Annotated in this window: 23 protein-coding genes; 11 read left to right on the top strand and 12 right to left on the bottom strand. The window is 64.7% G+C overall.

Annotated elements, in window-relative coordinates; all coding sequences use genetic code 11:
- Window positions 1–18 precede the first annotated feature (18 nt).
- Both B7G52_RS16930 and B7G52_RS16920 read left to right on the top strand, forming a co-directional pair.
- Window positions 19–2,730: an ABC transporter permease gene (locus B7G52_RS16930; RefSeq protein ID WP_240523503.1), complete on the top strand. Its 2,712-nt coding sequence runs from the start codon at window positions 19–21 to the stop codon at window positions 2,728–2,730.
- A 331-nt stretch (window positions 2,731–3,061) separates the two neighbouring features.
- Window positions 3,062–3,268 carry a hypothetical protein gene (locus B7G52_RS16920; protein ID WP_096698719.1) on the top strand — a complete coding sequence of 69 codons (207 nt, stop codon included), beginning with the start codon at window positions 3,062–3,064 and terminating at the stop codon, window positions 3,266–3,268.
- 6 nt (window positions 3,269–3,274) lie between these two features.
- Here the strand turns inward: B7G52_RS16920 and B7G52_RS16915 are convergent, their stop codons facing one another.
- A complete protein-coding gene (locus tag B7G52_RS16915; protein WP_096698718.1) occupies window positions 3,275–4,162 on the bottom strand; it encodes a LysR family transcriptional regulator in 888 nt (295 codons plus the stop codon).
- Between the two features lie 92 nt (window positions 4,163–4,254).
- Between B7G52_RS16915 and B7G52_RS16910 the strand changes: the two genes are divergently transcribed.
- Together B7G52_RS16910 and B7G52_RS24345 are read left to right on the top strand one after the other, a co-directional pair.
- The gene (locus B7G52_RS16910) at window positions 4,255–4,479 is read left to right on the top strand and encodes a DUF1127 domain-containing protein (protein ID WP_096698717.1); all 225 of its coding nucleotides are present in this window, start codon (window positions 4,255–4,257) and stop codon (window positions 4,477–4,479) included.
- Between the two features lie 94 nt (window positions 4,480–4,573).
- A complete protein-coding gene (locus B7G52_RS24345) occupies window positions 4,574–4,699 on the top strand; it encodes a hypothetical protein (RefSeq protein ID WP_256387732.1) in 126 nt (41 codons plus the stop codon).
- 212 nt (window positions 4,700–4,911) lie between these two features.
- Here B7G52_RS24345 and merR read toward each other — a convergent pair whose 3' ends face one another.
- A complete protein-coding gene (gene merR / locus B7G52_RS16905; RefSeq protein ID WP_096698716.1) occupies window positions 4,912–5,328 on the bottom strand; it encodes an Hg(II)-responsive transcriptional regulator in 417 nt (138 codons plus the stop codon).
- Between the two features lie 45 nt (window positions 5,329–5,373).
- Between merR and merT the strand changes: the two genes are divergently transcribed.
- Genes merT through B7G52_RS16890 form a run of 3 tightly spaced genes read left to right on the top strand, consistent with a single transcriptional unit; the run spans window position 5,374 to window position 6,255 of the window.
- Window positions 5,374–5,724, top strand: a complete 351-nt coding sequence (gene merT / locus B7G52_RS16900; protein WP_096698715.1) for a mercuric ion transporter MerT — start codon at window positions 5,374–5,376, stop codon at window positions 5,722–5,724.
- A gap of 25 nt (window positions 5,725–5,749) precedes the next feature.
- Window positions 5,750–6,046 (top strand): mercury resistance system periplasmic binding protein MerP, encoded by a 297-nt coding sequence (gene merP, locus B7G52_RS16895; RefSeq protein WP_096698714.1) that lies wholly within the window; start codon window positions 5,750–5,752, stop codon window positions 6,044–6,046.
- Window positions 6,043–6,255 (top strand): GDCCVxC domain-containing (seleno)protein, encoded by a 213-nt coding sequence (locus B7G52_RS16890; protein WP_096698713.1) that lies wholly within the window; start codon window positions 6,043–6,045, stop codon window positions 6,253–6,255. The genes merP and B7G52_RS16890 overlap by 4 nt, the downstream gene beginning before the upstream one ends.
- Window positions 6,256–6,295: 40 nt before the next feature.
- On the opposite strand, the gene B7G52_RS16885 is transcribed toward B7G52_RS16890, so the two are convergent.
- Window positions 6,296–6,733: a universal stress protein gene (locus tag B7G52_RS16885; RefSeq protein WP_096698712.1), complete on the bottom strand. Its 438-nt coding sequence runs from the start codon at window positions 6,731–6,733 to the stop codon at window positions 6,296–6,298.
- A 139-nt stretch (window positions 6,734–6,872) separates the two neighbouring features.
- Here B7G52_RS16885 and B7G52_RS16880 point away from each other — a divergent pair, with 139 nt between their 5' ends.
- Together B7G52_RS16880 and B7G52_RS16875 are read left to right on the top strand one after the other, a co-directional pair.
- Window positions 6,873–7,982: a lipocalin-like domain-containing protein gene (locus tag B7G52_RS16880; protein WP_096698711.1), complete on the top strand. Its 1,110-nt coding sequence runs from the start codon at window positions 6,873–6,875 to the stop codon at window positions 7,980–7,982.
- 170 nt (window positions 7,983–8,152) lie between these two features.
- Entirely contained in the window at window positions 8,153–11,920 is a 3,768-nt protein-coding gene (locus B7G52_RS16875) for a hypothetical protein (RefSeq protein ID WP_096698710.1), read from the top strand.
- Window positions 11,921–12,147: 227 nt separating this feature from the next.
- Here the strand turns inward: B7G52_RS16875 and B7G52_RS16870 are convergent, their stop codons facing one another.
- The 8 genes from B7G52_RS16870 to B7G52_RS16835 form a co-directional block, all read right to left on the bottom strand.
- Window positions 12,148–12,690: a flavin reductase family protein gene (locus B7G52_RS16870; RefSeq protein ID WP_096698709.1), complete on the bottom strand. Its 543-nt coding sequence runs from the start codon at window positions 12,688–12,690 to the stop codon at window positions 12,148–12,150.
- A gap of 67 nt (window positions 12,691–12,757) precedes the next feature.
- Window positions 12,758–13,558, bottom strand: a complete 801-nt coding sequence (gene eutC, locus B7G52_RS16865; protein ID WP_096698708.1) for an ethanolamine ammonia-lyase subunit EutC — start codon at window positions 13,556–13,558, stop codon at window positions 12,758–12,760.
- Entirely contained in the window at window positions 13,555–14,943 is a 1,389-nt protein-coding gene (locus tag B7G52_RS16860) for an ethanolamine ammonia-lyase subunit EutB (RefSeq protein WP_096698707.1), read from the bottom strand. Before B7G52_RS16860 ends, eutC begins: the two co-directional genes overlap by 4 nt.
- A gap of 481 nt (window positions 14,944–15,424) precedes the next feature.
- On the bottom strand, window positions 15,425–15,907 hold the full coding sequence (locus tag B7G52_RS16855) for a rhodanese-like domain-containing protein (protein ID WP_096698706.1): 483 nt from the start codon (window positions 15,905–15,907) through the stop codon (window positions 15,425–15,427).
- Between the two features lie 50 nt (window positions 15,908–15,957).
- A complete protein-coding gene (locus tag B7G52_RS16850) occupies window positions 15,958–17,238 on the bottom strand; it encodes an MFS transporter (RefSeq protein WP_096698736.1) in 1,281 nt (426 codons plus the stop codon).
- 11 nt (window positions 17,239–17,249) lie between these two features.
- The gene (locus B7G52_RS16845; RefSeq protein WP_096698705.1) at window positions 17,250–18,005 is read right to left on the bottom strand and encodes an MBL fold metallo-hydrolase; all 756 of its coding nucleotides are present in this window, start codon (window positions 18,003–18,005) and stop codon (window positions 17,250–17,252) included.
- Window positions 18,006–18,019: 14 nt separating this feature from the next.
- Window positions 18,020–18,370 carry a DsrE/DsrF/TusD sulfur relay family protein gene (locus B7G52_RS16840; RefSeq protein WP_096698704.1) on the bottom strand — a complete coding sequence of 117 codons (351 nt, stop codon included), beginning with the start codon at window positions 18,368–18,370 and terminating at the stop codon, window positions 18,020–18,022.
- A 9-nt stretch (window positions 18,371–18,379) separates the two neighbouring features.
- The gene (locus tag B7G52_RS16835) at window positions 18,380–19,039 is read right to left on the bottom strand and encodes a metalloregulator ArsR/SmtB family transcription factor (protein WP_096698703.1); all 660 of its coding nucleotides are present in this window, start codon (window positions 19,037–19,039) and stop codon (window positions 18,380–18,382) included.
- Between the two features lie 194 nt (window positions 19,040–19,233).
- Here B7G52_RS16835 and B7G52_RS16830 point away from each other — a divergent pair, with 194 nt between their 5' ends.
- Window positions 19,234–20,079 (top strand): YhjD/YihY/BrkB family envelope integrity protein, encoded by an 846-nt coding sequence (locus B7G52_RS16830; RefSeq protein WP_240523501.1) that lies wholly within the window; start codon window positions 19,234–19,236, stop codon window positions 20,077–20,079.
- A gap of 125 nt (window positions 20,080–20,204) precedes the next feature.
- On the opposite strand, the gene B7G52_RS16825 is transcribed toward B7G52_RS16830, so the two are convergent.
- Window positions 20,205–20,954, bottom strand: coding sequence for an SDR family NAD(P)-dependent oxidoreductase (locus B7G52_RS16825; protein WP_096698701.1), 750 nt, complete (start codon window positions 20,952–20,954; stop codon window positions 20,205–20,207).
- 194 nt (window positions 20,955–21,148) lie between these two features.
- On the opposite strand from B7G52_RS16825, the gene B7G52_RS16820 reads away from it, so the two are divergent.
- Complete coding sequence (locus B7G52_RS16820) at window positions 21,149–22,933, top strand: ABC transporter transmembrane domain-containing protein (RefSeq protein WP_096698700.1); 1,785 nt, start codon at window positions 21,149–21,151, stop codon at window positions 22,931–22,933.
- Window positions 22,934–23,147 lie beyond the last annotated feature (214 nt).

Below are 23,147 nucleotides of genomic sequence, written 5' to 3'. Positions count from 1 at the left end.
AAAGGCACAATCCACCGCATGCTCGCCCTTCTTTCCACCTTTTCCTGGCAGGAGCTGCTGCACCACAAGTGGCGCAATGCGGCGGCCGTGGTGGCTGTCATGCTGGGTGTGGCGCTGGCGTTTTCGGTGCAGCTGATCAATGCCTCGGCGCTGGCCGAGTTTTCCCAGGCCGTGCGTTCGGTCAACGGCCAGCCCGACCTGGAGCTGCGCGCGGTGCGCGGCGGGTTTGACGAAGCGGTCTATGCGCGGGTGGCCAACCACCCGCAGGTGGCGCTGGCCAGCCCGGTGCTGGAGTTCAGCACCTACGCCGTCGCCATGAATGGGCAGCGGGTGGCCTTGCGCGTGGTCGGTGTCGATGCGCTGGTGGTCGCTTCGCTGGCGCCGGCACTGATGCCCGTGCCCTCGGCCGGGGCCGGACGGATGGCACTGCTCGCCCCCGGCGCGGTCTTCCTCAACGCGGCAGCGCGGCAAAGCCTGCCCGGCGAACGGCTCCGGCTGCAAAGCGGCCTGCAACTGCTGGACGCCCGGGTGGCCGGCAGCGTCAGCGCCGGCGGTGCCGCGCTGGCGGTGATGGACATCGGCGCCGCGCAGGAACTGTTTGGCCGGCTCGGCCAGCTCTCGCGCATCGACATCCGCCTGCAGGCCGGCGCCGACCGTGCCGCCTTCATCACCTCGCTGCAACTGCCGGCCGGCATCACGGCCACCGAGCCGGGCGATGACGCGCAGCGCGTGAGCAACCTCTCGCGCGCCTACCGCGTCAACCTGACGGTGCTGGCGCTGGTGGCGCTGTTCACCGGCGCCTTCCTGGTGTTTTCGGTGTTGTCGCTGAGCGTGGCCAAACGCGCGCAGCAGTTTGCCCTGCTCGGCGTGCTGGGCCTGACCGGCCGCGAACGCCTGCGCCTGGTGCTCTGGGAGTCGGCCCTGCTGGGCACGGTCGGCAGCGTCGCCGGCATCGCGCTGGGCACGGCGCTGGCTGCGCTGGCGCTGCGGGTGCTGGGCGGCGACCTGGGCGGCGGCTACTTTTCCGGCGTGGCCCCGGCCCTGCAGTGGAATGCAGGCGCGGCCGCGGTGTACGGCCTGCTCGGTGTGGCCGCGGCGCTGGTGGGCGGCTGGTGGCCGGCGCGCGCCGCGCAAAAGCTGCCGCCGGCGCAAACCCTCAAGGGCCTGGGTGCACCACCGGCGGGCGGCACACCTTACCGGCTCAGCCTGCTGCTGATGGCCGCAGCCGGCTTGCTGGCCTTGACGCCGCCGGTTTTTGGCATCGCGCTCGGTGCCTACCTGTCGGTCGGGCTGCTGCTGGTCGGCGGCATCAGCGCGTTGCCCTGGCTGATCGCCCTGCTGTACAACCGCATCGCCCCGCATGTGTCCCGCCGCCTGCTGCCGCTGCTGGCGGTGGAACGGGCACGCCGTGTGCGCGGTAGTGCGGCGGTGGCCGTTAGCGGCGTGGTCGCCTCGCTGAGCCTGGCCGTGGCGCTGACGGTGATGGTGGCGAGTTTTCGCGACTCGGTCACCCACTGGCTGGACGTGGTGTTGCCGGCCGACCTGTATGTGCGCACCGCCAGCACCAGCGCCGCCAGCGACACGGTGTTCTTCTCGCCGGCGTTTGTGCAGGCGCTCGCGCAGCTGCCCGGCGTGGCGCGCCTGAGCACGCTGCGCGTGACCACCCTGCTGCTGGACCCCAACCAGCCCGCTGTGGCGCTGATTGCGCGCGACCTGCAGGACCCGGCCGGCAGCCTGCCGCTGGTGGGCAGCGCGTTGCCGGTGCCGGCCGGTCACGTGGCGATTTATGTGAGTGAACCCATGGTCGACCTGTACGGCGCCCGCCCCGGTACTGTGTTCACCCGGATTTCAGGGTCTTTTGAGGCTCTGGCCCTTGATGCGCGGGCGCAAGCAGCTATGAATTCAGGAGCAAACGAGGCGACACCCAAGAAGGATCCGCGCAGCGAAGGGCCGCCCCGAGCAAGCGACGGCCCCCTCGGGGGGCATCCTTCGACCCTTCGACAGGCTCAGGACAGGCCAAGCTCAGGACGAACGGAAACACGGGGCGACAAGCGTGGGGGCGAACAGTTCTATGTGGCCGGTGTCTGGCGTGACTATGCGCGCCAGTTCGGCGCCATTGCCATGGACAGGCGCGACTTCGAAGCCCTCACCGGCGACCGGCGCGTGAACGACCTGGCCTTGTGGCGCGCGCCCGGCGCGGGTGACGCGCAGCTGCAGCAGGCCGTGCGCGCGCTGGCGCAGGCGCAGACGGGCTCGGGCGAGCTGATCGAGTTTGCGTCGAGCGGCCAGATCCGCGCCACCTCGCTGCGCATTTTTGACCGCAGCTTTGCCGTGACCTATTGGCTGCAGGCCGTGGCCATTGCGATCGGCCTGTTCGGCGTGGCGGCCAGCTTCAGCGCGCAGGTGCTGGCGCGGCGCAAAGAGTTTGGCCTGCTGGCCCACCTGGGGCTGACACGCCGGCAAATCCTCACGCTGGTCGCCGGCGAAGGCGCCGCCTGGACGCTGGCCGGCGCGCTGGCCGGGCTGGGCCTGGGGCTGGCCGTGTCGCTGGTGCTGGTGCATGTGGTCAACCCACAAAGCTTTCACTGGACCATGGACCTGGCCCTGCCCTGGGCGCGGCTGCTGGCGCTGTGTGCGGCGGTCATCCTGGCCGGCACCGTCACCGCCTGGCTGGCCGGGCGTGCAGCGGCGGGCAAGGACGCGGTGCTGGCCGTCAAGGAAGACTGGTAAACCGGCCCGCCAGCCTTTCCGGCTGGTACATCCAGCGCCCCCCGTTCGGGCTGAGCCCGTCGAAGCCTGTCCTGAGCTTGTCGAAGGGCCCTTCGACCCTTCGTCAAGCTCAGGACAGGCCAAGCTCAGGGCGAACGGTAGTGAGTGCTCTTCATGACTATGGAAGTCTCAATAGGCCTTGCGGCCGGCTGTTTGCTCCCCACCATCCAGCAGCAGCGGGCGATGTGCGCTTTCTTTTGCTTACCAACATGACGCTTTGAAGGCGGCATTGTCATCACAACGCCGCACGACCTGCCTACGATGAACACCTCACTTCAACAAGGCATTCACCATGGCGCCCACTCAATACCGCATTGAAAGCAGGAACACGCTGCGTGGCAGTTTGCTCCCGCCCACCGCCCTCAAGCAACTCTATACAGACCGCTCGCTGGCCGTGGCCGTGGCCGTCAAAAGCCTGGCCGACCCGACCTGCCAGGAGATCCGCGTGGTGCACGTCCCCAGCGGCGAAATTGTTTTCCAGACCGCACCGACGCACTAAGCCTCGTCAAACCTGACGGAACTGCGCCAGCGTCAGCAGCAGGTTGCGCGTGGCGCCGTCCAATGCTTCCGGCGGCTTGTGCACCACCGCCGTGTGGCGCGTCAATGCGGGCTTGAGCGGAACCACCTGCACCCTCTGGTGCAACTGCTCGCCGGCATGCTCCAGCGGCAGCACCGCCGCACCGTAACCCGCGGCCACCAGGCTTTTCATGGCCTCGTTGTAGTTGAGCTCGATGCGGGTGCGCGGCGTCAGGCCCGCGTTGGCAAACCATTCCATGGTCAGGTGGTACATGTGCGTGGTCGAGTCGTTGAAGATCAGCGGCCGCGCGGCCAGCCATTGCGGCGTGATGCGTTTGGGCACAGTCCATGCCTGAGGTACAAAAGCCATCATCGGGTCGCTGCGCCAGTGCGTCATGACAATGCCGGGCCGGACCGGCTGCGGCAGGGCCACCAGCCCGACGTCCAGCGTGCCCTGGCCCAGCCGCTCCATGGCCTCTGCCGAGCCCAGGATGCTGACCTCGACATCGATGTCCGGGTGGGCGCGCTCCATGGCCTTGAGCACCTCGGGCAGCAGGTAGACCAGCACGCCGGTCGAGCTGCCCAGCCGCACGCGGCCGACGCGGCCCTCGACATGGCGCTGCACGGCGTCCACCGCATCGTCCGCATCGCGCAACAGCCGCCTGGCGCGCTGCACCAGCACGGCACCGGCAGCCGTGGGCTCCACCCTTCTGCCGCCGCGCACCACCAGCGGCGCGCCCAGCCGGCTTTCCAGCTCGCTGACATGCAGGCTCACGGTAGGCTGAGCCAGATGCAGCGCACGCGCCGCCGCCGAAAAAGTGCCGAGGTCGGCAATGGCCACCAGGGTGCGGAGTTGGTCGAGGTTCAGTTCACGCATCAGTAATTCTGATAGTTTTCATCAGAAAACTCAACTTCCACAATACCACGACAAGCCGCACGATCGGGTACTTCCCCACCAGGAGTCCCGCCATGCCGCACAAGACCATCGCCCGTCCCTTCCTTGCCATCGCGCGCGGACTTGCACGACTGGCCCGGCGGATGCCGCGTGGGCCGGCGCAGCACAAGGGGCTGCGGCGCAGCCGGACCGAGCTGGAACAGATGAGCGCGCGGGAGCTGAACGACCTGGGCATAGGCCGCGGCGACATTCCCGCCCTGCTCGACAACCCGGTGGCTTGGCGCAGGGACCGGCGCTGAACCGCCGGGCGCACAAAATTCCAGTGCACAAGGCCGTCAACCGGCGCAACATGATGCGTGTATTTCCAAGCGTTTTTTCGGGAGGTGCTGCATCATGAACATCGTGTTGGCGGCCATTGCTCTGGCCCTTGTCTGTCTGCTGGTGATCTGGCTGCTGCCAAGCTGGCGCGCGCTGGGTGTGCAACTCGGCAACCTGTTTCCTGGCGCGCCGGCCCCCTGATGCCGACGTTGCGCCGGCCAAACCCGTGCAGCGGCTGCGCGCCGGCAAGCAGCCCCCCGTGCATGCGCCGACGCGCCAGCATGGCAGCAAGCGGCAACCGTGCTGCCGCACCAGACGCGGGGACGTTAGGGGCCGTCGTGCTGACCGTCAAGGACGGCCGGCAAGTCACCCCGGCGCCCCGGGTCTGTTCCGCGCCGGCCTGAAGAACCCAGTCAGTTCCCGGTCAGCGCCGTGATGATCGGGCAACGGCCATCGGCCTGTGGCGTGTCACATTGATGGATCATTTCGACAAGAGCCGATTGCATCTTCAGCAGGTCCTCCAGCTTGGCCTGCACCATGCCCAGCTTGCGCGACGCCAACTGGCGGGTTTCGGAGCAGGCCGTCGCTTTGTCGAGCTGCAGCAGCGTGGCGATTTCTTCGAGCGTGAAGCCCAGGGTCTGGGCCCGCTTGATAAAACGGATGCGCTGCACATCCCCGCTGCCGTAGGTCCGGTAGCCACTCAGCGGTCGTTGCGGTTCATGGATCAGGCCGCTGCGCTGGTAAAACCGGACCGTCTCCAGGTTCACGCCGGCCGCACTGGCCAGGCGGCCGATTGTCAATGTTTGGTCTGGGGGCTTGACTCCGTACATAAGTACAGAGTTTACATTCGACCTCATCTGAAAAATGCAATTTTTATGACCACGGACACAAACACAAAAACCGCGCTTGCCGCGGGCGGCCTCGCGGCGATTCTGGCCTCGGCGTGTTGCCTGGGTCCGCTGGTGCTGGTATCGGTCGGCCTGGGCGGCGCCTGGCTCGGCAACCTGGCCGGCCTGGAGCCCTACCGGCCCTATTTCATCGGCGCCGCCCTGCTTGCCCTGTTTTTGGCCGGCCGGCGCATTTACCGGCCCGAGGCGGACTGCAAGCCAGGGGACATCTGCGCCCTGCCCGCCGCAAGAACGGGCTACAAGGCGGTGTTTTGGGCGGTGGCCGGCCTGGTCGTTATCGCGTTTTCCTATCCCTACATCGCCCCGCTTTTTTATTGATCCCACGAACCACCGAGGCTTGACCATGCTGCCCAAAAAATTGGCCCTCCACGCCACCTTGCTGGCTCTGCCGCTGCTTGCAGCGCAGGCACAAGCGGCCATCCAGACCGTGACGCTGGACGTGCGCGGCATGACCTGCTCTACCTGTCCCCTCACCGTCAAACAAGCCCTGTCCAAAGTCAAGGGCGTGACCGGCACCCAGGTGAGTTATGAAAAACGCCAGGCCGTGGTCACTTTTGATGACACGAAAACCTCGGCGCCCGCGCTGGCCAAAGCGACCGGGAATGCCGGCTACCCGTCCACCGTCAAAACGCAGCCATGAGCGGCGTCATTCTTGAGTCACTGCTGACCTGTCCGATGTGCGGCCATGCGGCAACGGAAACCATGCCGACCGACGCGTGCCAGTTTTTTTATGAGTGCGTGGCCTGCAAGGCCTTGCTGCGGCCCAAGGCGGGCGATTGCTGCGTGTTTTGCTCTTACGGCTCGGTCAAATGCCCGCCGATACAAGAGCAGCGCGGCTGCTGCGGCTGACCGGGCCGGCCCCGAGCCCGGGGCTCAGAGGCTGAGCCTCTCAGTGCGTGATGACCACCAGCACGCTGCAGGGCGCGTGTTCGATCAGCGACTTCGACACCGAACCGCGCCACCAGCGCGCCGCCCAGCCATCCAGATGTTTGTGACCCACGACGATCAGGTCGGCGTTGATCTTTTTCGCGTACTTGGTGATTTCGTCGACGGTTTCACCCACCACCACCTCCCCTTTGGCCTGGTGGCCCGCCCCGGCCAGCTGACGCAGGCCCTCGTCCAGAATGGCGGTGTATTTTTCCTTCTCGTGTTCGACCAGGCTTCTGTCGTACACGCCGCCTTCCACACCGATCAGGTCCATGTAGAGCGGCGTCACGGCAATCAGGGTCAGCGAGGCCTGGCTCCACTGCGCAATCTCCTGGCAGTCCAGCAGCGCCTTCTGCCCCGCCTTGGAGCCGTCATACGCCAACAAAATTTGCTTGTACATGGGTGCATCTCCTGCAGAGAGTCAAAGGGAAGGTCAAAGGAAAGGGTTTCATCAACGCTTCAAGGATAGACCTTACACCCCGGCCTCGCAACCCGGAGTTGTCCTGCACGCCGGCCGTGCTTGCTGCGAGAATGATTTGATGCGCCCCCCAGCCACACCTGCCTCACTTTTGCACAGCCCGGTGCGCCGCCGCCTGTTGCAGGCCCTGGCTGCGGGCATGGCGGCCGGCGCCGGCCCGGCCTTTGCACTGCCCGCCAGGGTGCTGCAGTTTCCGCGCGACTTTGGTGCACACCCCGACTTCCGCACCGAGTGGTGGTACATCACCGGCCATGCCAGCACCCGCGAGCCCGGCAGCAGCGCGCGCGAGTTTGGTTTCCAGCTCACGTTTTTTCGCTCGCGCGTGGATGGCACGCAAGGCATGGCGTCGAAGTTTGCCGCCAGGCAACTGATCTTCGCGCATGCCGCCGTCACCGACGTGGCGGGCAACAAGCTCTGGCATGACCAGCGCATTGCACGCGAAGGGTTTGACATTGCCAGCGCCAGCACGCAGGGCATGGCCCTGAAGCTGCGCGACTGGTCGCTGCAAAGCCAGGGTCGCACCCACGGCGCCCGCCTGCCCGCCACCGACTTTGCGCTGAACCTGCAGTTCACCGAAACCCAGCCCGTGCTGCTGCAAGGCAAGCAGGGCCTGTCGCGCAAGGGGCCGGAAGAAAAGCAGGCCAGCTACTACTACAGCCTGCCGCAACTGGCCACCAGCGGCAGCCTGCAGATCAAGGGCCAAAACTTTGACGTGAGCGGCAAGGCCTGGCTGGACCACGAGTGGAGTGAAGAGATACTGCACCCCGAGGCCACCGGCTGGGACTGGATAGGCATGAACCTCGACGACGGCAGCGCCCTCACCGCCTTCCGCCTGCGCGACAAGGCCGGCAACACCTTGTGGGACGGCGGCTCGTTCCGCTCCGCCAAAGGCGATGTGTACCCCTTCAGCCGCGGCGAAGTGATCTTCAAACCCGTGCGCCGCTGGAAAAGCCCGCTGAGCCAGGCCAGCTACCCGGTCGAGTGGCTGGTGCGCACCCCGGCCGACATCTACACCGTGCGCGCCGTCATCGACAACCAGGAGCTCGACAGCCGCCAGTCCACCGGTGCGATTTACTGGGAAGGCCTGAGTGAGTTGATCGACAGCAATGGCAAACGCGTCGGGCGTGGGTATCTGGAGATGACGGGGTATGCGGCGGTGTTGAGGCTGTGATGGTAGGGTGATTCGCCGGCTGACGGCAATATGTACTTATCGATAGTCAGTGACTCGGACAGCGGATTGAGTCGGTGAATGCAGAAGGTCATGTTCCTTCACCGCAAAGCTCTAACCGATGTAAGACATTCGAAGTGGAGGAGAATCGATCCGAACAAGAGGGAGCAGACATGGAGACAACGATTTTTTCGCCCAACTTGGACCGTCTCGGCAAGTTGCGTATTCAAGAGGCAACCGAGGTTTTTGGCAGGCTTCTTTGGTGCGAGGCCGCGCGGCTTGGACTCGTAAACATCGTCGTCTCGGGGGACGTCAACAGCAGCGACGGAGGCATCGACGCAAAGGCGGATCGCGTCGGTGGCAAGGACGGGCACTCGTTCCACTATCAGATCAAGACGGGAACAGCGTTCAAACCCTGGCAGCCAGCAGCCGTCGTCAAAGAGCTCTTCGGCACCTCGGACGCCAAGCCGACCAAATTAAAGCTCGGTCCCGCTGTGCGTCGTTGCCTTGACATAGGCGGAACCTACGTGATGGTTTCGCTTGGCCACGACCTTCTCGCCGAGAACCACTCACAGGCAGTGGAACTGCTGAAATCCGCTTTCAAGGCGTGTGGCTACAAAACTGCGCTGGTTGAGGTATGGGGCGTGAGGCAGATCGCGAACATGATGGAGCGCTATCCATCACTGTGCTTGGATCTTGGTGGCCTGGGCGACGCCCGCTTTCAAGCTGTCGGCTCGTGGGCCAAAAACGGAGACATGACGCCGCGAGTTTCGTTGGGCGCGTCGCAGATAGAGTTCATTCGCCGGATTCAGGAAATTCTCACAGGGTCTGAAATTCAGCACGCACGAATCATCGGCGAGCCGGGCATCGGAAAGACCCGATTGGCGCTCGAAGCCATCAAGCAACTGTCCGTTCTCGCCGCGAAGGCGATCTACATTCCGCAGGCTGAATATTTCCAGAACAGCAGGTTGTTCTTCGAGTTATTGAAGGACGACCGCGAATATTCAGCGGTCCTGGTGATTGACGAGTGCGACGACGACGACCGAGCTTCGATCTTCAACGCGCTCCGAGGCCGTTCGCGCCTCAAGTTGGTGACCATCGACCACGGCCCCGAACTCTCCACCGACGCATTGATGGAAGTTGTGAAGTTCCCGGCGTTGGAAGACGCGCAGATCGAGGAGATACTCCGCGAATACATCGGAAAGTCTATCCACGCCCACAACTGGGTGTCTTGGTGCGATGGGTCTGCGCGCGTTGCCCATGCGGTCGGCGACAACCTCAAACGGAATCCACAGGATATTCTCAAGCCGCCCGCCACCGTTCCGATATGGGACCGGTTTGTGCTCGGCTACAAGAAGATCAAAGACGAGCCTGCGGATCGACTCATGACCATCGTCAGGCATATCGCTCTGTTCCGAAAATTCGGAGCCAAAAAACCCGTCGAAGCAGAGGGCAGGTTTGTTGCGACGCTGGCAGCGCGCGTTGATCCGAGTATCACCCCCGGTAGGTTTGACGAGGCAGTAGCCCAGCTCGTCGGGCGTCGCATTTTGCAAGGCAGCCACACGCTTCGCTTGGTCCCTAGGGCGCTGCATGTACACCTCTGGAAGCAATGGTGGGATATTCATGGTGCCAACGCGAATCTTTCGGCGCTCATGGACGAAATGCCTGAGACCTTGCGTCGCTGGTTTTTGGATATGCTGGTTTATTCCAATGGGTCTACCTCGGCGCAGGCGGCGATACAGGAGGTGTTGGGAGCCAAGGACGGGCCATTCACGTCCAAGGAGTTTGTCGCATCGAAGAGTGGGTCGAACTTTTTGAACGTCATGGCGGAGGCCGACCCCGCTGCCACGTTGGTCGTTTTAGAGCGGGTTCTTGAGGACTGGCCCCGCGAAGAGTTGGAACAGCTCTCGGAGGCTCGACAAAAGCTAGTGTTCGCATTGGAGAAGATCGCGGTTTGGGAGGCGCACTTCCGCTCGGCTGCCAACTTGCTGGCCCGCCTCAGCTTTGGGGAGAACGCGACCCATTCCAACAATGCCCGGGGCACGCTGAAAGGGTTGTTCGCTCTTCGCGGGGGGCCAACACAGGCGTCCGCTATAGACCGCGTGGATTTCGCGGCCACTCTATTGAACGATGCCGACCGCTTCAATCGTTCGCTAGGCTTGGAGTTGTGCAAGAAAGTCCTTAGCGACCGATTCGGGTCTCGCATCATCGGAGTCGAGTATCAGGGATTGGGCCCAGCTATCTCGTTCTGGCAACCCAAAATTTGGAATGACCTTTTCGAGCCTCGACGCAGAGCAGCACAAATGCTGCTGGACGCGTCTGATCCGACGGACGCTGAGTGGCAAAGCGCACTGTCGAAAGCACTGGTCGATGCAGCCGCTGACATGCTTCACTATGAGGCGTTGACCGACCTAGCGTTAAGCATCTTTCGAGGACAGTTGGACTTCGAAGGCGGCGACGGCCAGGCCCTGACCAAGGCGCTTCTTCGGAGGATTAAGCATCCGTACAAGGATATGGCAAAGCGCGTCACCGATGAACTGCGCGAACTCTTGGATGCGACCGGAACAGGCCCTTTTGCGAAACGATTCGACCGCTTTGTTACTTTCGACATCTACGAGGAGGATCACGACATCGACGAGGCGGGAGAAGTCGTAGATTCAGACCTGCCTACAAAGCGAGTTGAAGCCCTCGCACTAGAGTTCGTCAATGTCGGAGCGATCCGTCGCGACAATTTGGAAAAGGTCATCCGGTCCCCCGGCCATCGCGCGAGCGAATTTGGTCGGCGCGTGGCGGCGCTCTCGTGTGGTGAGATCAATCTCGACGCCGAGATTTTCGAACGCGCGGCCGGATTGGGTGCCAACGTGAACATCGGCTTCTTGAGCGGGTACCTCGAGACTGTCCGCGGCCAAGACTTAGCGCGTTGGGAAGCCCGGGCGCTTAGCCTATTAGCGGATGCCGCTCCTGAGCGCTGGCAGACCGACTCTGTGGTTTTCTCTGGGTATTCTGCGGCGGTTGTTGCCAGGCTGTTGGACCTGTTCGACGCGAAGGTCATCCACCCGTCACGCTTTCACACGGCCGGATGGCGTTTGGGCGACGAGCAATTGACGGACTCAGAGGTCGTGGTCATCTGCGAGCGTTTGAATGCGAGCGGGGACGCCGAGGCAGCGCGTTCGGCTGTCCAAATCGCCTCCTATCGATTTGCGCGTAAAGGAGGGGAAGGACCCGAAAGCTTGCTATGGTCTTTGCTGATGAATCCGAAGGTTTTCGAGCGCCATCACGACAACATGACCTCGCACTATTGGAAGACGCTCGCCAAGAACTTTCGAAAGCGCTTCCCGGAACGCGACCTCCAGTTGCTCGAAGGTGTTTTCGAGAACCACTGCAAATCTGGAGGACCAGATTCCTTCTCCGGCGTGTTTGAAGTGATCGTTGAGATTTGCAAATCGCACCCTACTGAGGGTTGGCCCGTCGTGGCCAACGCTTTGGAGAATAGCGAAGTGAGTTGGACAATCTCCTACTGGCTGGGCGAAACCATGAGACTCAACTCGGACACTCCCGAGGGCGGCAAAGCTCCGGCACCAATCGATTGCTTCGAACCGCGCCAAGTCCTCGATTGGATCGCCGAGAAACCATTGAGGGCGGACCTGATCATGCAGTCGTTGCCGAAAACACTTGAGCCTGGACGTGCGGGCGAGCTAACGCGCGGCTTTATCGAGCTAGTGGGTCCTAAGAGTCTCCAGGGGCGTCGCTTGATGGGATATTTCGACACGGGGGTGAGGCGGGGACCGAATTCGTCCTACTATTCCCTGCGACGAGACGCTGCCCGAACTTGGCTAAGCGCAACCACGTCCCAGCAGGTGCGCGAATGGCTCGGCGACTTCATCCCCATGCTGTCTCGGTACATCGACGAAGCCCGCATTCACGAGGAGCGTGATTTCTGAAGATCGTCAACTATCGGCGCTTGCCCATCATCTATTGTTGATAGCTCACCATAGCGACTACCAAACAGAATATTGAACGTTTTAGGCCCCCAACCCTTTATTAACGAGCGCAAGCAGCTATCAAATAAATAGCGACACCCCACATACCACGAACCAAAGCCCCGCTAGCCCTACCCCGCCAGTTTCATTTTGGCTCCCAGGATTTCCTCGTCGCTGGCCAATAAACGCTAAATGCCGTAGGGAAGCTTGGAGGCCATCATCTTCCTGCGGTCCATCTTGCGCCCGTCAACAATGAAGGTTCCGTCGCCCACAGCATGAATCGTGCGCTTTTCCTTGCGCGTGGTGTCGATCCAGGCGGCCACCGCCTCCAGGACAACGATGTTGTGCTTTTTGACGATGTCGATGACCTTGCACTCGATGTTGGCGAGGCACTCCTTGATCAAGGGCGGCCTGACGACTTTTCCCGGCACCGGCGTGAGCTTGAATTTGCCAAACTTGTCGGTGTCTTTCCCGGAGCACGTCCCGATGCCAACCACCTTGTCCAGCATGTCCACCGTGGGAATGGCAATGACGCACTCCCTGTTTTTTCGCAACGCCGCGTAAGAGTGATTCCATTCGCCCGTGGTGATGGCAAACACTGGCGTGAAGTCCATCACCATGGTCCAGGAGATGGTCATGATGTTGTCCTTCTGCCCATCATGCGTCGTCACCAGGACAACAGGCCCTGGTTCCATCAGGGTAAAGGCCTTGCCCAGTTCCAGTTCATGCATGAGGCACCTCTTGATATTCGTTTGACCGGCGGTCGGGTCGCGCGCTTGTCGTCATTGACGACGCGCCCTACCCCGCAGGCACCTGCACCAGCTGGTTCATCTGATCTTTCAGCGCCACGCCCGAGCGTTGTTGAACACGCATCTGGTTCAGCAGCCACGCAATCTTGGCCGCTGCGGCCTGCGGGGCCAGGCCCTCGGGCCGGATGTTGGAGACGCAGTTGCGGTCGGCGTCGCTGGTGGCTGCGCCGGGCGCCCAGGTGATGTAGGCGCCCAGGCTGTCGGGCGATGACAGGCCGGGCCGCTCGCCGATCAGCACCAGCACCGCCTCGGCCTGCAGGGCGCGCGCCACCCCATCGCCGGCGGCGACGCGGCCGTGGTGCAGCACCACCACCGGGCCCAAGAGCCAGCCCTGCGCCTGCAACAACGGCAGCAGCGCTTCAAGCACCGGCAGGGCATGGCGCTGTGTGGCCTGGGCGGACAGGCCGTCGGCCAGCACCACGGCCAGGCCGCCGCGCGAGCCGCTGGCTTGCAGCAGCGCCAGCGAGTCGGCATCGAGCTGGCGCCCGAGGTCGGGCCGCATGAGGAAAGTACGCCTGTCGGCTGCGGCGCTGCGGCAGACCAGCGCGGGCTGGCCCAGCAGAAGCGAGAGGCCGGCCTGCAAGGCATCGGCATCCAGCGCGGCGCCTACCGCGTCACGCGCCCGGGCGTGGGCCAGGCGAAAGTCCAGCAGTGCGGGTGTGGTCAGCGAGGCGCCGGTGCGCGGCAGGCCGATGCGTGCGGCCGTCAGCGGGCGCAGCGCCGCCCACAGCTCGGCCACGCCGGAAGGCGCATCAACTTCGGCCGGTAGCTGGGGTTGCTTGTCGTTCATGGGTTGGCGCTGTTGCCCAGCAGTTGCCGGAAAGGCAGCGGCACGCAGCCCGGCCGCACGCGGCCCTGGCCGTCCACCAGGCCCTGCGCTGCCAGCCACTGCTCGAACTCGGGCGCGGGGCGCTTGCCCAGCAAATCGCGCATGGCCAGCGCGTCGTGGAAAGAGGTGCTCTGGTAACCCAGCATGATGTCGTCGGCGCCGGGCACACCCATGACGAAGTTGACGCCCGAGGCCACCAGCAAGGCCAGCAGCGCGTCCATGTCGTCCTGGTCGGCCTCGGCGTGGTTGGTGTAGCAAACGTCGCAGCCCATGGGCAGACCGAGCAGCTTGCCGCAGAACTGGTCTTCCAGCGCGGCACGGGTGATCTGTTTGCCGTCGTACAGATATTCGGGGCCGATGAAGCCGACCACGGTGTTGACGAGGAAGGGCTTGAAGTGGCGCGCCACGGCGTAGGCGCGCGCCTCCATGGTCTGCTGGTCCACGCCGTGGTGCTGCCCGGCCGACAGGGTGCTGCCCTGCCCGGTTTCGAAATACATGAGGTTGCTGCCGACGGTGCCGCGTGCCAGCGACTGCGCGGCGTCGTGCGCCTCCTGCAGCAGCGCCAGGTTGATGCCGAAGCCGCGGTTGGCGCCCTCGCTCCCGGCGATGGACTGGAACACCAGGTCCACCGGCGTGCCGCGGGCGATCAGGTCCAGCGTGGTGGTGACATGGGCCAGCACACAGCTTTGCGTGGGAATGGCGAGCTTGCTGCGCACTTCGTCGAGCAGGCACAGCAGCGCGTGGGCGCTGTCGGGGCTGTCGGTGGCGGGGTTGATGCCTATCATCGCGTCGCCGGCGCCCAGCAGCAGGCCGTCGAGGATGCTGGCCGCGATGCCGCGCAAATCGTCGGTCGGGTGGTTCGGCTGCAGCCGCACCGAAAAGCGCCCGGGCAGGCCGATGGTGTTGCGAAAACGCGTGACCACGCTGCATTTGGCGGCGACGATCATCAAATCCTGCAGGCGCATGAGTTTGCTGACGGCGGCCACCATCTCGGGCGTGAGGCCGGGCGCCAGGGCCGTCAGCGCGGCGGTGTCGGTGCTGTCGGCCAGCAGCCAGTCGCGCAGGCTGCCCACCGTGAGGTGCGCCACCGGCGCAAAGGCTGCCGCATCATGCGTGTCGATGATGAGCCGGGTGACCTCGTCGGTTTCATAGGGCACGAGGGCGTGGCTGAGAAAGTCTTTCAGCGGCACGTCGGCCAGCGCAAACTGCGCCGCCACCCGCTGCTCGGCCGAGGTGGCCGCGAGCCCGGCCAGCACGTCGCCGCTGCGCAGCGGCGAGGCACACGCCAGCAGCGTGGCGAGGTCGCTGAAGACATGGGTTTCTTGACCAACCGGCATACGGTACATTGCTGTGGGCCCAGGTTGCGGCGGCCGCACCGGTGCGGCCGGTGCGCTTGCCGCTAGTGTAGTGTTGCATTCTTGATGGCATATTTAAAACCGATGGATTTTTGCTCAGGGCTAGGCGCAAACCACAGCGATACCCGCAGGTATCGCGCGGATTTGCAACAACGCCCTGGGCGAAAAGACGCGGTTTTAAGTGCCAGAAAGAGTGCAGCACTGCACTAGCCCCTATCGTAGGGGAAGCGGGCCGTGCCGTGCGGCAGAACGCGCGCGGCTTTGCAGGCCCGCCTCACCGCACCATCACGCCGGGGCAAAGTTCATGCATGTTTTATGCCTTCAGCCCTTGTTGTACCTGCGCAAGTAGCTATCAAATGCATAGCATTCTGGCACCCCCGTCAAGCGCCGGCAGCTTGGGCTGACGGGCTCTGTGGCGGCGTTGGGCTTCAGGGTCGCGGGAATTGGCTGGAAGCGCTCCAGGTGGGCGGATTCACTTGCGGTCTTTGCTGGCGCGGGCATGGGCATCCACCCCGCCGCGGGCTTTCCACTCGCCATAACCGCCATGCAGGATGCGCACGTTTTCGTAGCCGGCCATTCGCAGTGCCATCGCCACCTGGCTTGAAAACGAACCGGTGTTGCAGTACGCCAGAATGGTCTTGTCCTTGGGCAGCTTGGCGCGCTCGGCAAAGACCTTGCGCCATTCGATGTTGCTTGCCCCCGGAATGTGCTCTTTCGCGAACTGCCCCGCGTCGCGCACGTCCAGAACGTAGAACTTCTTGTAGTCCTCGGCCGGAATCTGTTCGGCGGCGATGGTGCCGCTGTTGTAGTCGGAAAATTCGAAGTAGGTCTCGAGCGCTTCGGTGGCGGCCTTGTCGAGCTGGGCATGCGCGACGAACGGCAGCACTGCGAACACGCTCAGGGCAGCGGATGCGGCCAGGCGGCCCGCACAGAGGGCGAGGAACTTCAGTGTCATGGGTGTCTCCGGGTTTTTCAAAAGCTGGGGGAAATCAATGCGCCAATGCGTCAGTGCGCGGGGCTGAGCCGGGGGTGGGTTTCTTCACCCCAGTGATGGAGCACAGCACCGGACAGCAGCATCGCCACGGCGACGAACCAGAAGGCGGTCTCGATGCGTCCGCCCAGGGCTGCGGCCGCACCCAGGCCCAGGGCGCCAATGCCGTAACCCAGGTCGCGCCAGAAGCGATAGATGCCGATGGCCGACGCACGCCAGTTGGGGTGGGCGATGTCGGCCACCGCCGCGCTGAGGTTGGGGTACAGCATGGCCATGCCCAGACCGGCGATGGCGGCCGAGGCGCTCCACCAGGCCGAGCCATGGCCCATCGGCAACAGCGCGACACCGGCGCCGCACAGCCACATGCCCCAGACGTTCAGGCGGTGCCGGCCAACGCGGTCGGACAAGCGCCCGGTGAAGAACTGCGCCCCACCCCAGGTGAAACCGTAAACACCCACGATCCAGCCGATGCCGGGCAAGCTCACGCCTTGCTGGTGCAGATACACCGGCCAGAAGGCCCAGACCAGCGCATCGACGAACTTCTCGACCATGCCCGCCTGGCACAGCGCGGCCATGCGGCGGTCACCCCAGCTCATGAGGGCAAACATTTCCCGCGTGGTCGGCCGCTCGCTGATGCCCGTCGGGTAGCGCGGTCGCAAGGCATGCGCCGCAGGGGCCGCAGCGTGGCGCTTGACCTCGGCATGCGCCCAGGGCAGCGTCTCCTTCACGCCCAGCCAGGCCAGCAGTGTGGCCAGACCGATGACGGCCGCACCAAACCACAACAAGCCTTCACGCGGGCCCAGCAGCGAGGCGGCATAACCCGTCACCACACCGGCGATGGCGACACCCACATAACCCGCAAACTCGTTGAGTCCGATGACCAGTCCGCGCTGGTCGGCCCGCGTGATGTCGAGCTTGGCCGTCTGTGTCATCGACCAGGTCAGCCCCTGGTTGATGCCCAGCAGGATGGTTGCCAGGACAATCCAGCTCCACGACGTGGCGAAGTAGACGATCAGCGGAATCGGCAGCGCCACCAGCCAGCCCAGCAACAGCACGCGCCGGCGGCCCATGCGTTCAGCCAGGCGACCGGCGGCGAAGTTCATCGCGCCCTTGACGAAACCGAAGGCGACGACGAAGGCCGCCAGCAGCATGAAGGAGCCGCGCGGCACGCCGAACTCGGTTTCGGCCAGCGCCGGAACCACGTTGCGCATCATCCCGATGGTCATGCCGACGAGCAGCACCTGCAGCAGTTGCTGCAGGACCTGGCGGAGATTGGCGCGGATGCCGTATTCCATCTGCATACAGCTCAGGCGTGCGCCGGCTCCGGCGCCGTTCCACGCAGGTTGGCCGCCACGATGCGGGCCATGTCCTGCGGCTGTGGCGGAATTTCTGCCGTGAGCGCATCGACAAAGTCCTCGCGTGACATGGCGAGCATGGGGTTGAAACGTTTCTCGAAACCGAGGGTCGATGCGGGTTTGCCGGACAGGCCCGCACCGCAGGCGCTGCCGGCCTGGTGGCCGGGATAGATTTCGAGGCCGGCGGGCAGGTTCAGCAGCTTGCCATGCAAGGTATCGTGCAGCTGGCCCGCCATCTCCCGTTCGCGGCCCGCCAGGTCGGGGCGCCCTACCGCGCCAACAAACAGGGTGTCGCCGGTGATGACGAACCAGGGCTCATCGCCCCGGCGCAGGTCGCGCACCAGCAGGCAGATGCTGTCTGGTGTGTGCCCGGGCGTGTGCAGCACGTCAACCACCACGTTGCCAGCCTCGAGCCGCTGGCCGTCCGTGACGGGCGCGAATTCGAACAAGACCCGTCCCTGGTTGCTCTCGTGCAGATAATACGGCGCACCGGCCCGCCTGGCGAGTGCCGGGCCACCCGAGTAGTGGTCGGCATGCACATGGGTGTCGATGACGTGGGCAATCCTCACGCCCGCCTTCTGGGCCTCGGCCAGGAACCAGTCCTCGTCGCCGGCGACCACGTCAACGGCCACGGCTTTTGCCAGGCCCGCGCAGCCGAAAAAATAGGACAGAGTGGCGTTCTCCGCCGGTCGTTGTTTGAAGAACATGTTTGTCTCCTGAATCAGAACACCAGGACCTTGTCGGCCCAGGCCGTCCACTGGGTGAGCTCGTCCAGGGTACTGCGGTGCGCGCCCGGGATGAGGTCTTCGACGCTGATGCCGCGTGCATCCATGCAGGTGCCGCAGGCGCCGATAACACCCGCGTGACTCACCACCGAACCGAGCATCACTTCAAGGTTGTAAAAGCCGGTTGGCACCTTCTGGAGGCGGTGCGCGGCGGCCGCGGCGTCACCAATCAGAAAAACCCGGACCTCGTTGCCCGGCTGCCTGGCCAGCGCACCGGCCAGGCGCGCCCCGTTGTACGTGCGCTCACTGCCGTAGGGAGCGTCGTTCAGGATGAGCAGTGTGTTCATGTCGAAGCCTTACGTTGTCTGTTCGAGGGGCAGGCCACGGGCGCGCCATTCGGCCACGCCGTCGGTCAGGTGAAAGGCGCGGTAACCCTGTCTGCGCAGCAACTCGACGGCGTCTCTGGCCATCAGGCAAAACGGGCCGCGGCAGTAGGCGACGACGGGAACATCCTTGGGAAGCTCTTTCAGCCGCTTCCTGAGCTCGTCCACGGGCAGCGAGCGGGCGTGGGGCAAATGGGCGCTGGCGAATTCCTCTTCCGGCCGCACGTCCAGAACCAGGACCTCACCGGCCTTGGCTTTCTTCAGGATGGCCGCCCGGTCGATGCCCTCGAGTTCATCGCCGTGCTCGACGATGGAGGCCAATGCGACCTGCAACTCGACCAGCCGTTCCTCGGCTTCGGCGCGCAGGTTCACCCAGAGGTCGGCCACGCTGGTGCTGGCCAGGCGGTACAGGACGTACTTGCCTTCCTTGCGCGTATCGACGAGTCGCGCCATGCGCAACTGTTTCAGGTGGGCGCTGGCTAGCTTGACGCTGATTTCCGCCTGTGCCGCGAGCACTTCGACGGTCTTCTCGCCCTGGCAAAGCAACTCGATCAGCTCCAGGCGCTTGGGGCTGGCGACGGCCTTGCCGATGCGGGCGACCTGCTCGTAAAGATGGTCCTTGATTTGTCTCATGCTATCAATCTAACGTTTGTTAGATTGTTTGTCAACCTCCAGAGACAGAATCGCGGGAGGGAGATGCGGGCCCGGCGGAGCATTCATCATCGCCGGCTGGACTTTGTCGTGCGGATGCCGCGTTTCAGCGTGCCAACTTCCACATTTCCCCACACGCCGGGTCCAAACGGGAAGGACGTGGCTATATTGCTGCCATGACCACTGCAAGCCGAAACCAAGGCAACCTCATCAGCCGCATCTTCCGGCGCGGCCGGGAAGAACGCCTCGCCCAGGCGGCGGGCGGCCTCACCTTCACGATGGTGGTGTCCATGGTGCCGCTGCTGGCGGTGAGTTTTGCCCTGTTCGCGCAGACCCCGGCCCTGCGCGCAGCCGGGGAAGCGATTCGCGAGCACCTGCTGCGCGGCCTGCTGCCGGCCGACATCGCCAGGACGGTGCTCAAGCACCTGGCGCAGTTCGCGGGCAACGCCAGCGGGCTCACGCAGGTGGGCTTTGCGGTCCTGCTGGTGTCGGCCTTGGGCCTGCTCCTGAGCGTGGAGAACACGCTCAACCGGATCTGGCGGGTGAAGAAACCGCGCACGGTGCTGCGCCGGCTGGCCCTGTACGTTGCCATGCTGCTCACCGGTCCGGTGATCATCGGCGCGAGCTTGTGGGCCGCGTCCTATCTTCTGGCGGCCTCCAGCGGACTGGTGGGCACGCGACCGGCCTGGCTGCCGCATGCCCTGAACCTGGGGCCCGTGGTTCTGAGCGTCGCCGGTTTCGCCTGCCTGTTCCGCTTCGTGCCGCACACCGTGGTTCGGTGGCGCGATGCGATCGCGGGCGGCCTGCTCGCCGGCATCGCGTTTGAAGTGGGCAAACACGGCTTCGCGATTTACCTCGCCAACGTGCCCACGTACCGCACGATCTACGGCGCCTTCGCGCCTTTGCTGGCTTTCCTGGTGTGGGTGTATTACTCCTGGCTCGTCACGCTGGCCGCAGCACTGGTCAGCGCCAACCTGCCGGGCGCCGGGGCGCAACCGGCAAGGCGGCTGTCACGAGCGTAGCCGGCCCCACTTGCCTTCCGCAGGGCAAACCCGGTGCCACACCGGGCTTGCAAGCCTTTCAGGCCTCCAGCCCTTTAAAAGCATACGCGAGCAGCTATCAAATAAATAGCAACAAGCGGCCAGCTTCAGCGTGCCAGGTAGCCGCCGTCAACCGGGTAATAGGACCCGGTCACAAACGAAGCCTTGTCCGAGGACAGCCAGGCCACCAGTTCGGCCACTTCTTCCGCGCGGCCCAGGCGGCCTATCGGATGGGCGCCGATCAGCATGGCGTTGATGGCGGGGTCTTCTTCCAGCCCGCTGATCATGGGGGTGTGGATGAAGCCGGGACCCACGGCGTTGACCCGCACGCCGTGTGCGCTGTATTCAAGCGCGGCCGCTTTTGTCAGCCCCACCACGCCGTGTTTGGCGGCGGTATAGGCGGGGGCGCCTGCAAAACCGACGTTGCCGAGGATGGAGGCGACGTTGATGATGGCGCCACCGCCGTTTTTGAGCATGGCGGCAATCTGGTACTTCATGCCATAGAACACGCCCGACAGGTTGATGTTGATGACCTGGGCCCAGCCGTCCAGCGGGTAGTCGGCCGTGGGGGCTTGCGGGCCGCCTATGCCGGCGTTGTTGCAGGCGATGTCGAGCCGGCCGTGCAGCGCCAGGGTGCGCGCCACCAGGGCCTCGCCGTCCTGGGGCTTGCCGACGTCGGCCGCCACAAACATCGCGTCGCCACCCAGCGCCCGCACCAGTGCGGCGGTTTCTTCGCCGGCCTGTTCGTTGATGTCCGACACCACCACCTGGGCGCCCTCGCGCGCCCAGACCAGCGCAATGGCGCGGCCAATGCCTGACGACGCGCCGGTGACCAGGGCTACCTTGTTTTTCAGCATGTGTTTATCCTTTATGTGTTGCGCGGCCCGGTGCCGCCACCCTGCAGCCTGGCAACCCGGCCGCTGCGCCCGGTGAAGCTGCAACACCATTGTGGGCTGCCCGCCGGCAGCGTGCTTGATCTATGACAAGCCGCGGAAAAGCCATCCGGCTTTCTCGCCTGCGCTGGCCCGGCCGTGCCGACTAAACTCCCGTCATGGCTACCTCTTCTCCTTCCGACGCGCCCAAGGGCTCGCCGCGCTCCCTCTCCGGCCTCGTACCCTTCCTGCGCCCCTACCGCGGCCGCATCGGACTGGCCGTCTTTTTTCTGGTGATGGCGGCGGTGGCCACGCTGGTGTTTCCGCTGGCGCTGCGCGGCCTGATCGACGGCGGCCTGGGTGCGGGCGACAAGGGGGCGCAGCTGATGGCGCTGCGCACCCACTTCTTCGAGCTGTTTGCGGTGGCGGCGGCGCTGGGCCTGTTTTCAGCCGGCCGCTTTTACATGGTCAGCTGGCTCGGCGAGCGCGTGACGGCCGACCTGCGCAATGCGGTGTATTCGCACGTGGTGCGGCAAAGCCCCGAGTTTTTTGAAACCACGCAGACCGGCGAGGTGCTCTCGCGCCTGACCGGCGACACCACCCTGGTGCAGACAGTGGTGGGCTCGTCGCTCAGCATGGGCCTGCGCAACGCCGTGATGGGCGTTGGCGCGCTGGGCATGCTGGTGGTGACCAACCCCTACCTGATGGTGCAGGTGCTGGGCGGGCTGGTGCTGATCGTTGCGCCCTCGGCGTGGTTTGGCCGGCGCGTGCGCAAGCTCTCGCGCGCCAGCCAGGACCGCGTGGCCGACTCCAGCGCGATTGCGGCCGAGGTGCTCAATGCCATTCCCGTGGTGCAAAGTTACACTGCCGAAGCGCGCGAGGCCGCGCGTTTTGACGAATCGACCACCAATGCCTTCAACACCGCCATCCGCCGCACCCGGGCGCGCTCGGTGCTGGTGGCCTTCATCATCATCGCCACCTCGGCGGCGCTGCTGTGGGGCCTGTACCAGGGCACGCAGGCGGTGATGCGCGGCGACATCACGGCGGGCCATCTGGGCCAGACGGTGGTGTACGTGATCATCCTGGCCAGCGCCACCGCGGTGCTGGGCGAGGTGTATGGCGACCTGCTGCGCGCCGCCGGCGCCACCGAACGGCTGATGGAACTGCTGGAAACCCGCTCCCCCGTGACTTCACCATCAAATCCGGTCCCGCCCCCCGTGGTACGGGCAGGAAGCGCTATCAAATTCGAAGCAGTGACCTTCCACTACCCGTCGCGTCCGGCGCAGGCCGCGCTGAGCGACTTCTCCCTGAGCGTGGCGCCCGGCGAAACCGTGGCCATCGTGGGGCCCAGCGGCGCCGGCAAAAGCACGGTGTTCCAGCTGCTGCTGCGTTTTTACGACCCGGCCTCGGGACGCATCGAACTTGACGGCGTGCGCACCGCCGACATGGCGCTGCACGACCTGCGCCAGCGCATCGGCATCGTGCCGCAGGACGCGGTGATTTTCTCGACCAGCGCGCTGGAAAACATCCGCTACGGCAAGCCCGGCGCGAGTGACGACGAAGTCCGGGCGGCGGCGCAGGCGGCCTTTGCGCATGAGTTCATCATGGCGCTGCCGGAAGCGTATGACACCTTTCTGGGCGAACGCGGCGTGCGCCTGTCGGGCGGGCAGCGCCAGCGTATTGCGATTGCACGCGCCATGCTCAAGAACCCGCCGCTGCTGCTGCTGGACGAAGCCACCAGTGCCCTTGATGCCGAAAGCGAACGCATGGTGCAGGCGGCGCTGGAGTCGGCCATGCAGGGCCGCACCACGCTGGTGGTGGCGCACCGCCTGGCCACCGTGCAGAAGGCCGACCGCATCCTGGTGCTGGACCACGGCCGCCTGGTGGAGCAAGGCACCCATGCCGAACTGGTGAGCCGCGGCGGCATTTATGCGCGGCTGGCCGCGCTGCAGTTCAACGCCTGAGAACCATGCGCTTCCCCGGGGCATGGCGCCGGCGGACCATGCTGCGGGAGCATGGCTTTTCAACCTCAAACCATGGTTATGCGTTTTATGCATAACAACCCATAAACCCGGCCTTGGACAGTTGGACACGGCCAGCCTAAGCTCTGCGCATTCATCTTCCACCAGGAGTTTTTGATGTCGCAAGCTTCCAGCCCCGCCGCCACCCCCGTACTGT

The sequence above is a fragment of the Polaromonas sp. AER18D-145 genome (genome assembly GCF_002379095.1).
GTDB lineage: Bacteria > Pseudomonadota > Gammaproteobacteria > Burkholderiales > Burkholderiaceae_C > Polaromonas.
This window is presented reverse-complemented; position numbering and strand designations above follow the sequence as displayed.

Coding starts and splice junctions, on each gene's coding strand:
- B7G52_RS16930 (WP_240523503.1), top strand. CDS start 19: ATGCTCGCCCTTCTTTCCACCTTTTCCTGGCAGGAGCTGCTGCACCAC.
- B7G52_RS16920 (WP_096698719.1), top strand. CDS start 3,062: ATGGCGCCCACTCAATACCGCATTGAAAGCAGGAACACGCTGCGTGGC.
- B7G52_RS16915 (WP_096698718.1), bottom strand. CDS start 4,162: ATGCGTGAACTGAACCTCGACCAACTCCGCACCCTGGTGGCCATTGCC.
- B7G52_RS16910 (WP_096698717.1), top strand. CDS start 4,255: ATGCCGCACAAGACCATCGCCCGTCCCTTCCTTGCCATCGCGCGCGGA.
- B7G52_RS24345 (WP_256387732.1), top strand. CDS start 4,574: ATGAACATCGTGTTGGCGGCCATTGCTCTGGCCCTTGTCTGTCTGCTG.
- merR (WP_096698716.1), bottom strand. CDS start 5,328: ATGTACGGAGTCAAGCCCCCAGACCAAACATTGACAATCGGCCGCCTG.
- merT (WP_096698715.1), top strand. CDS start 5,374: ATGACCACGGACACAAACACAAAAACCGCGCTTGCCGCGGGCGGCCTC.
- merP (WP_096698714.1), top strand. CDS start 5,750: ATGCTGCCCAAAAAATTGGCCCTCCACGCCACCTTGCTGGCTCTGCCG.
- B7G52_RS16890 (WP_096698713.1), top strand. CDS start 6,043: ATGAGCGGCGTCATTCTTGAGTCACTGCTGACCTGTCCGATGTGCGGC.
- B7G52_RS16885 (WP_096698712.1), bottom strand. CDS start 6,733: ATGTACAAGCAAATTTTGTTGGCGTATGACGGCTCCAAGGCGGGGCAG.
- B7G52_RS16880 (WP_096698711.1), top strand. CDS start 6,873: ATGCGCCCCCCAGCCACACCTGCCTCACTTTTGCACAGCCCGGTGCGC.
- B7G52_RS16875 (WP_096698710.1), top strand. CDS start 8,153: ATGGAGACAACGATTTTTTCGCCCAACTTGGACCGTCTCGGCAAGTTG.
- B7G52_RS16870 (WP_096698709.1), bottom strand. CDS start 12,690: ATGCATGAACTGGAACTGGGCAAGGCCTTTACCCTGATGGAACCAGGG.
- eutC (WP_096698708.1), bottom strand. CDS start 13,558: ATGAACGACAAGCAACCCCAGCTACCGGCCGAAGTTGATGCGCCTTCC.
- B7G52_RS16860 (WP_096698707.1), bottom strand. CDS start 14,943: ATGTACCGTATGCCGGTTGGTCAAGAAACCCATGTCTTCAGCGACCTC.
- B7G52_RS16855 (WP_096698706.1), bottom strand. CDS start 15,907: ATGACACTGAAGTTCCTCGCCCTCTGTGCGGGCCGCCTGGCCGCATCC.
- B7G52_RS16850 (WP_096698736.1), bottom strand. CDS start 17,238: ATGGAATACGGCATCCGCGCCAATCTCCGCCAGGTCCTGCAGCAACTG.
- B7G52_RS16845 (WP_096698705.1), bottom strand. CDS start 18,005: ATGTTCTTCAAACAACGACCGGCGGAGAACGCCACTCTGTCCTATTTT.
- B7G52_RS16840 (WP_096698704.1), bottom strand. CDS start 18,370: ATGAACACACTGCTCATCCTGAACGACGCTCCCTACGGCAGTGAGCGC.
- B7G52_RS16835 (WP_096698703.1), bottom strand. CDS start 19,039: ATGAGACAAATCAAGGACCATCTTTACGAGCAGGTCGCCCGCATCGGC.
- B7G52_RS16830 (WP_240523501.1), top strand. CDS start 19,234: ATGACCACTGCAAGCCGAAACCAAGGCAACCTCATCAGCCGCATCTTC.
- B7G52_RS16825 (WP_096698701.1), bottom strand. CDS start 20,954: ATGCTGAAAAACAAGGTAGCCCTGGTCACCGGCGCGTCGTCAGGCATT.
- B7G52_RS16820 (WP_096698700.1), top strand. CDS start 21,149: ATGGCTACCTCTTCTCCTTCCGACGCGCCCAAGGGCTCGCCGCGCTCC.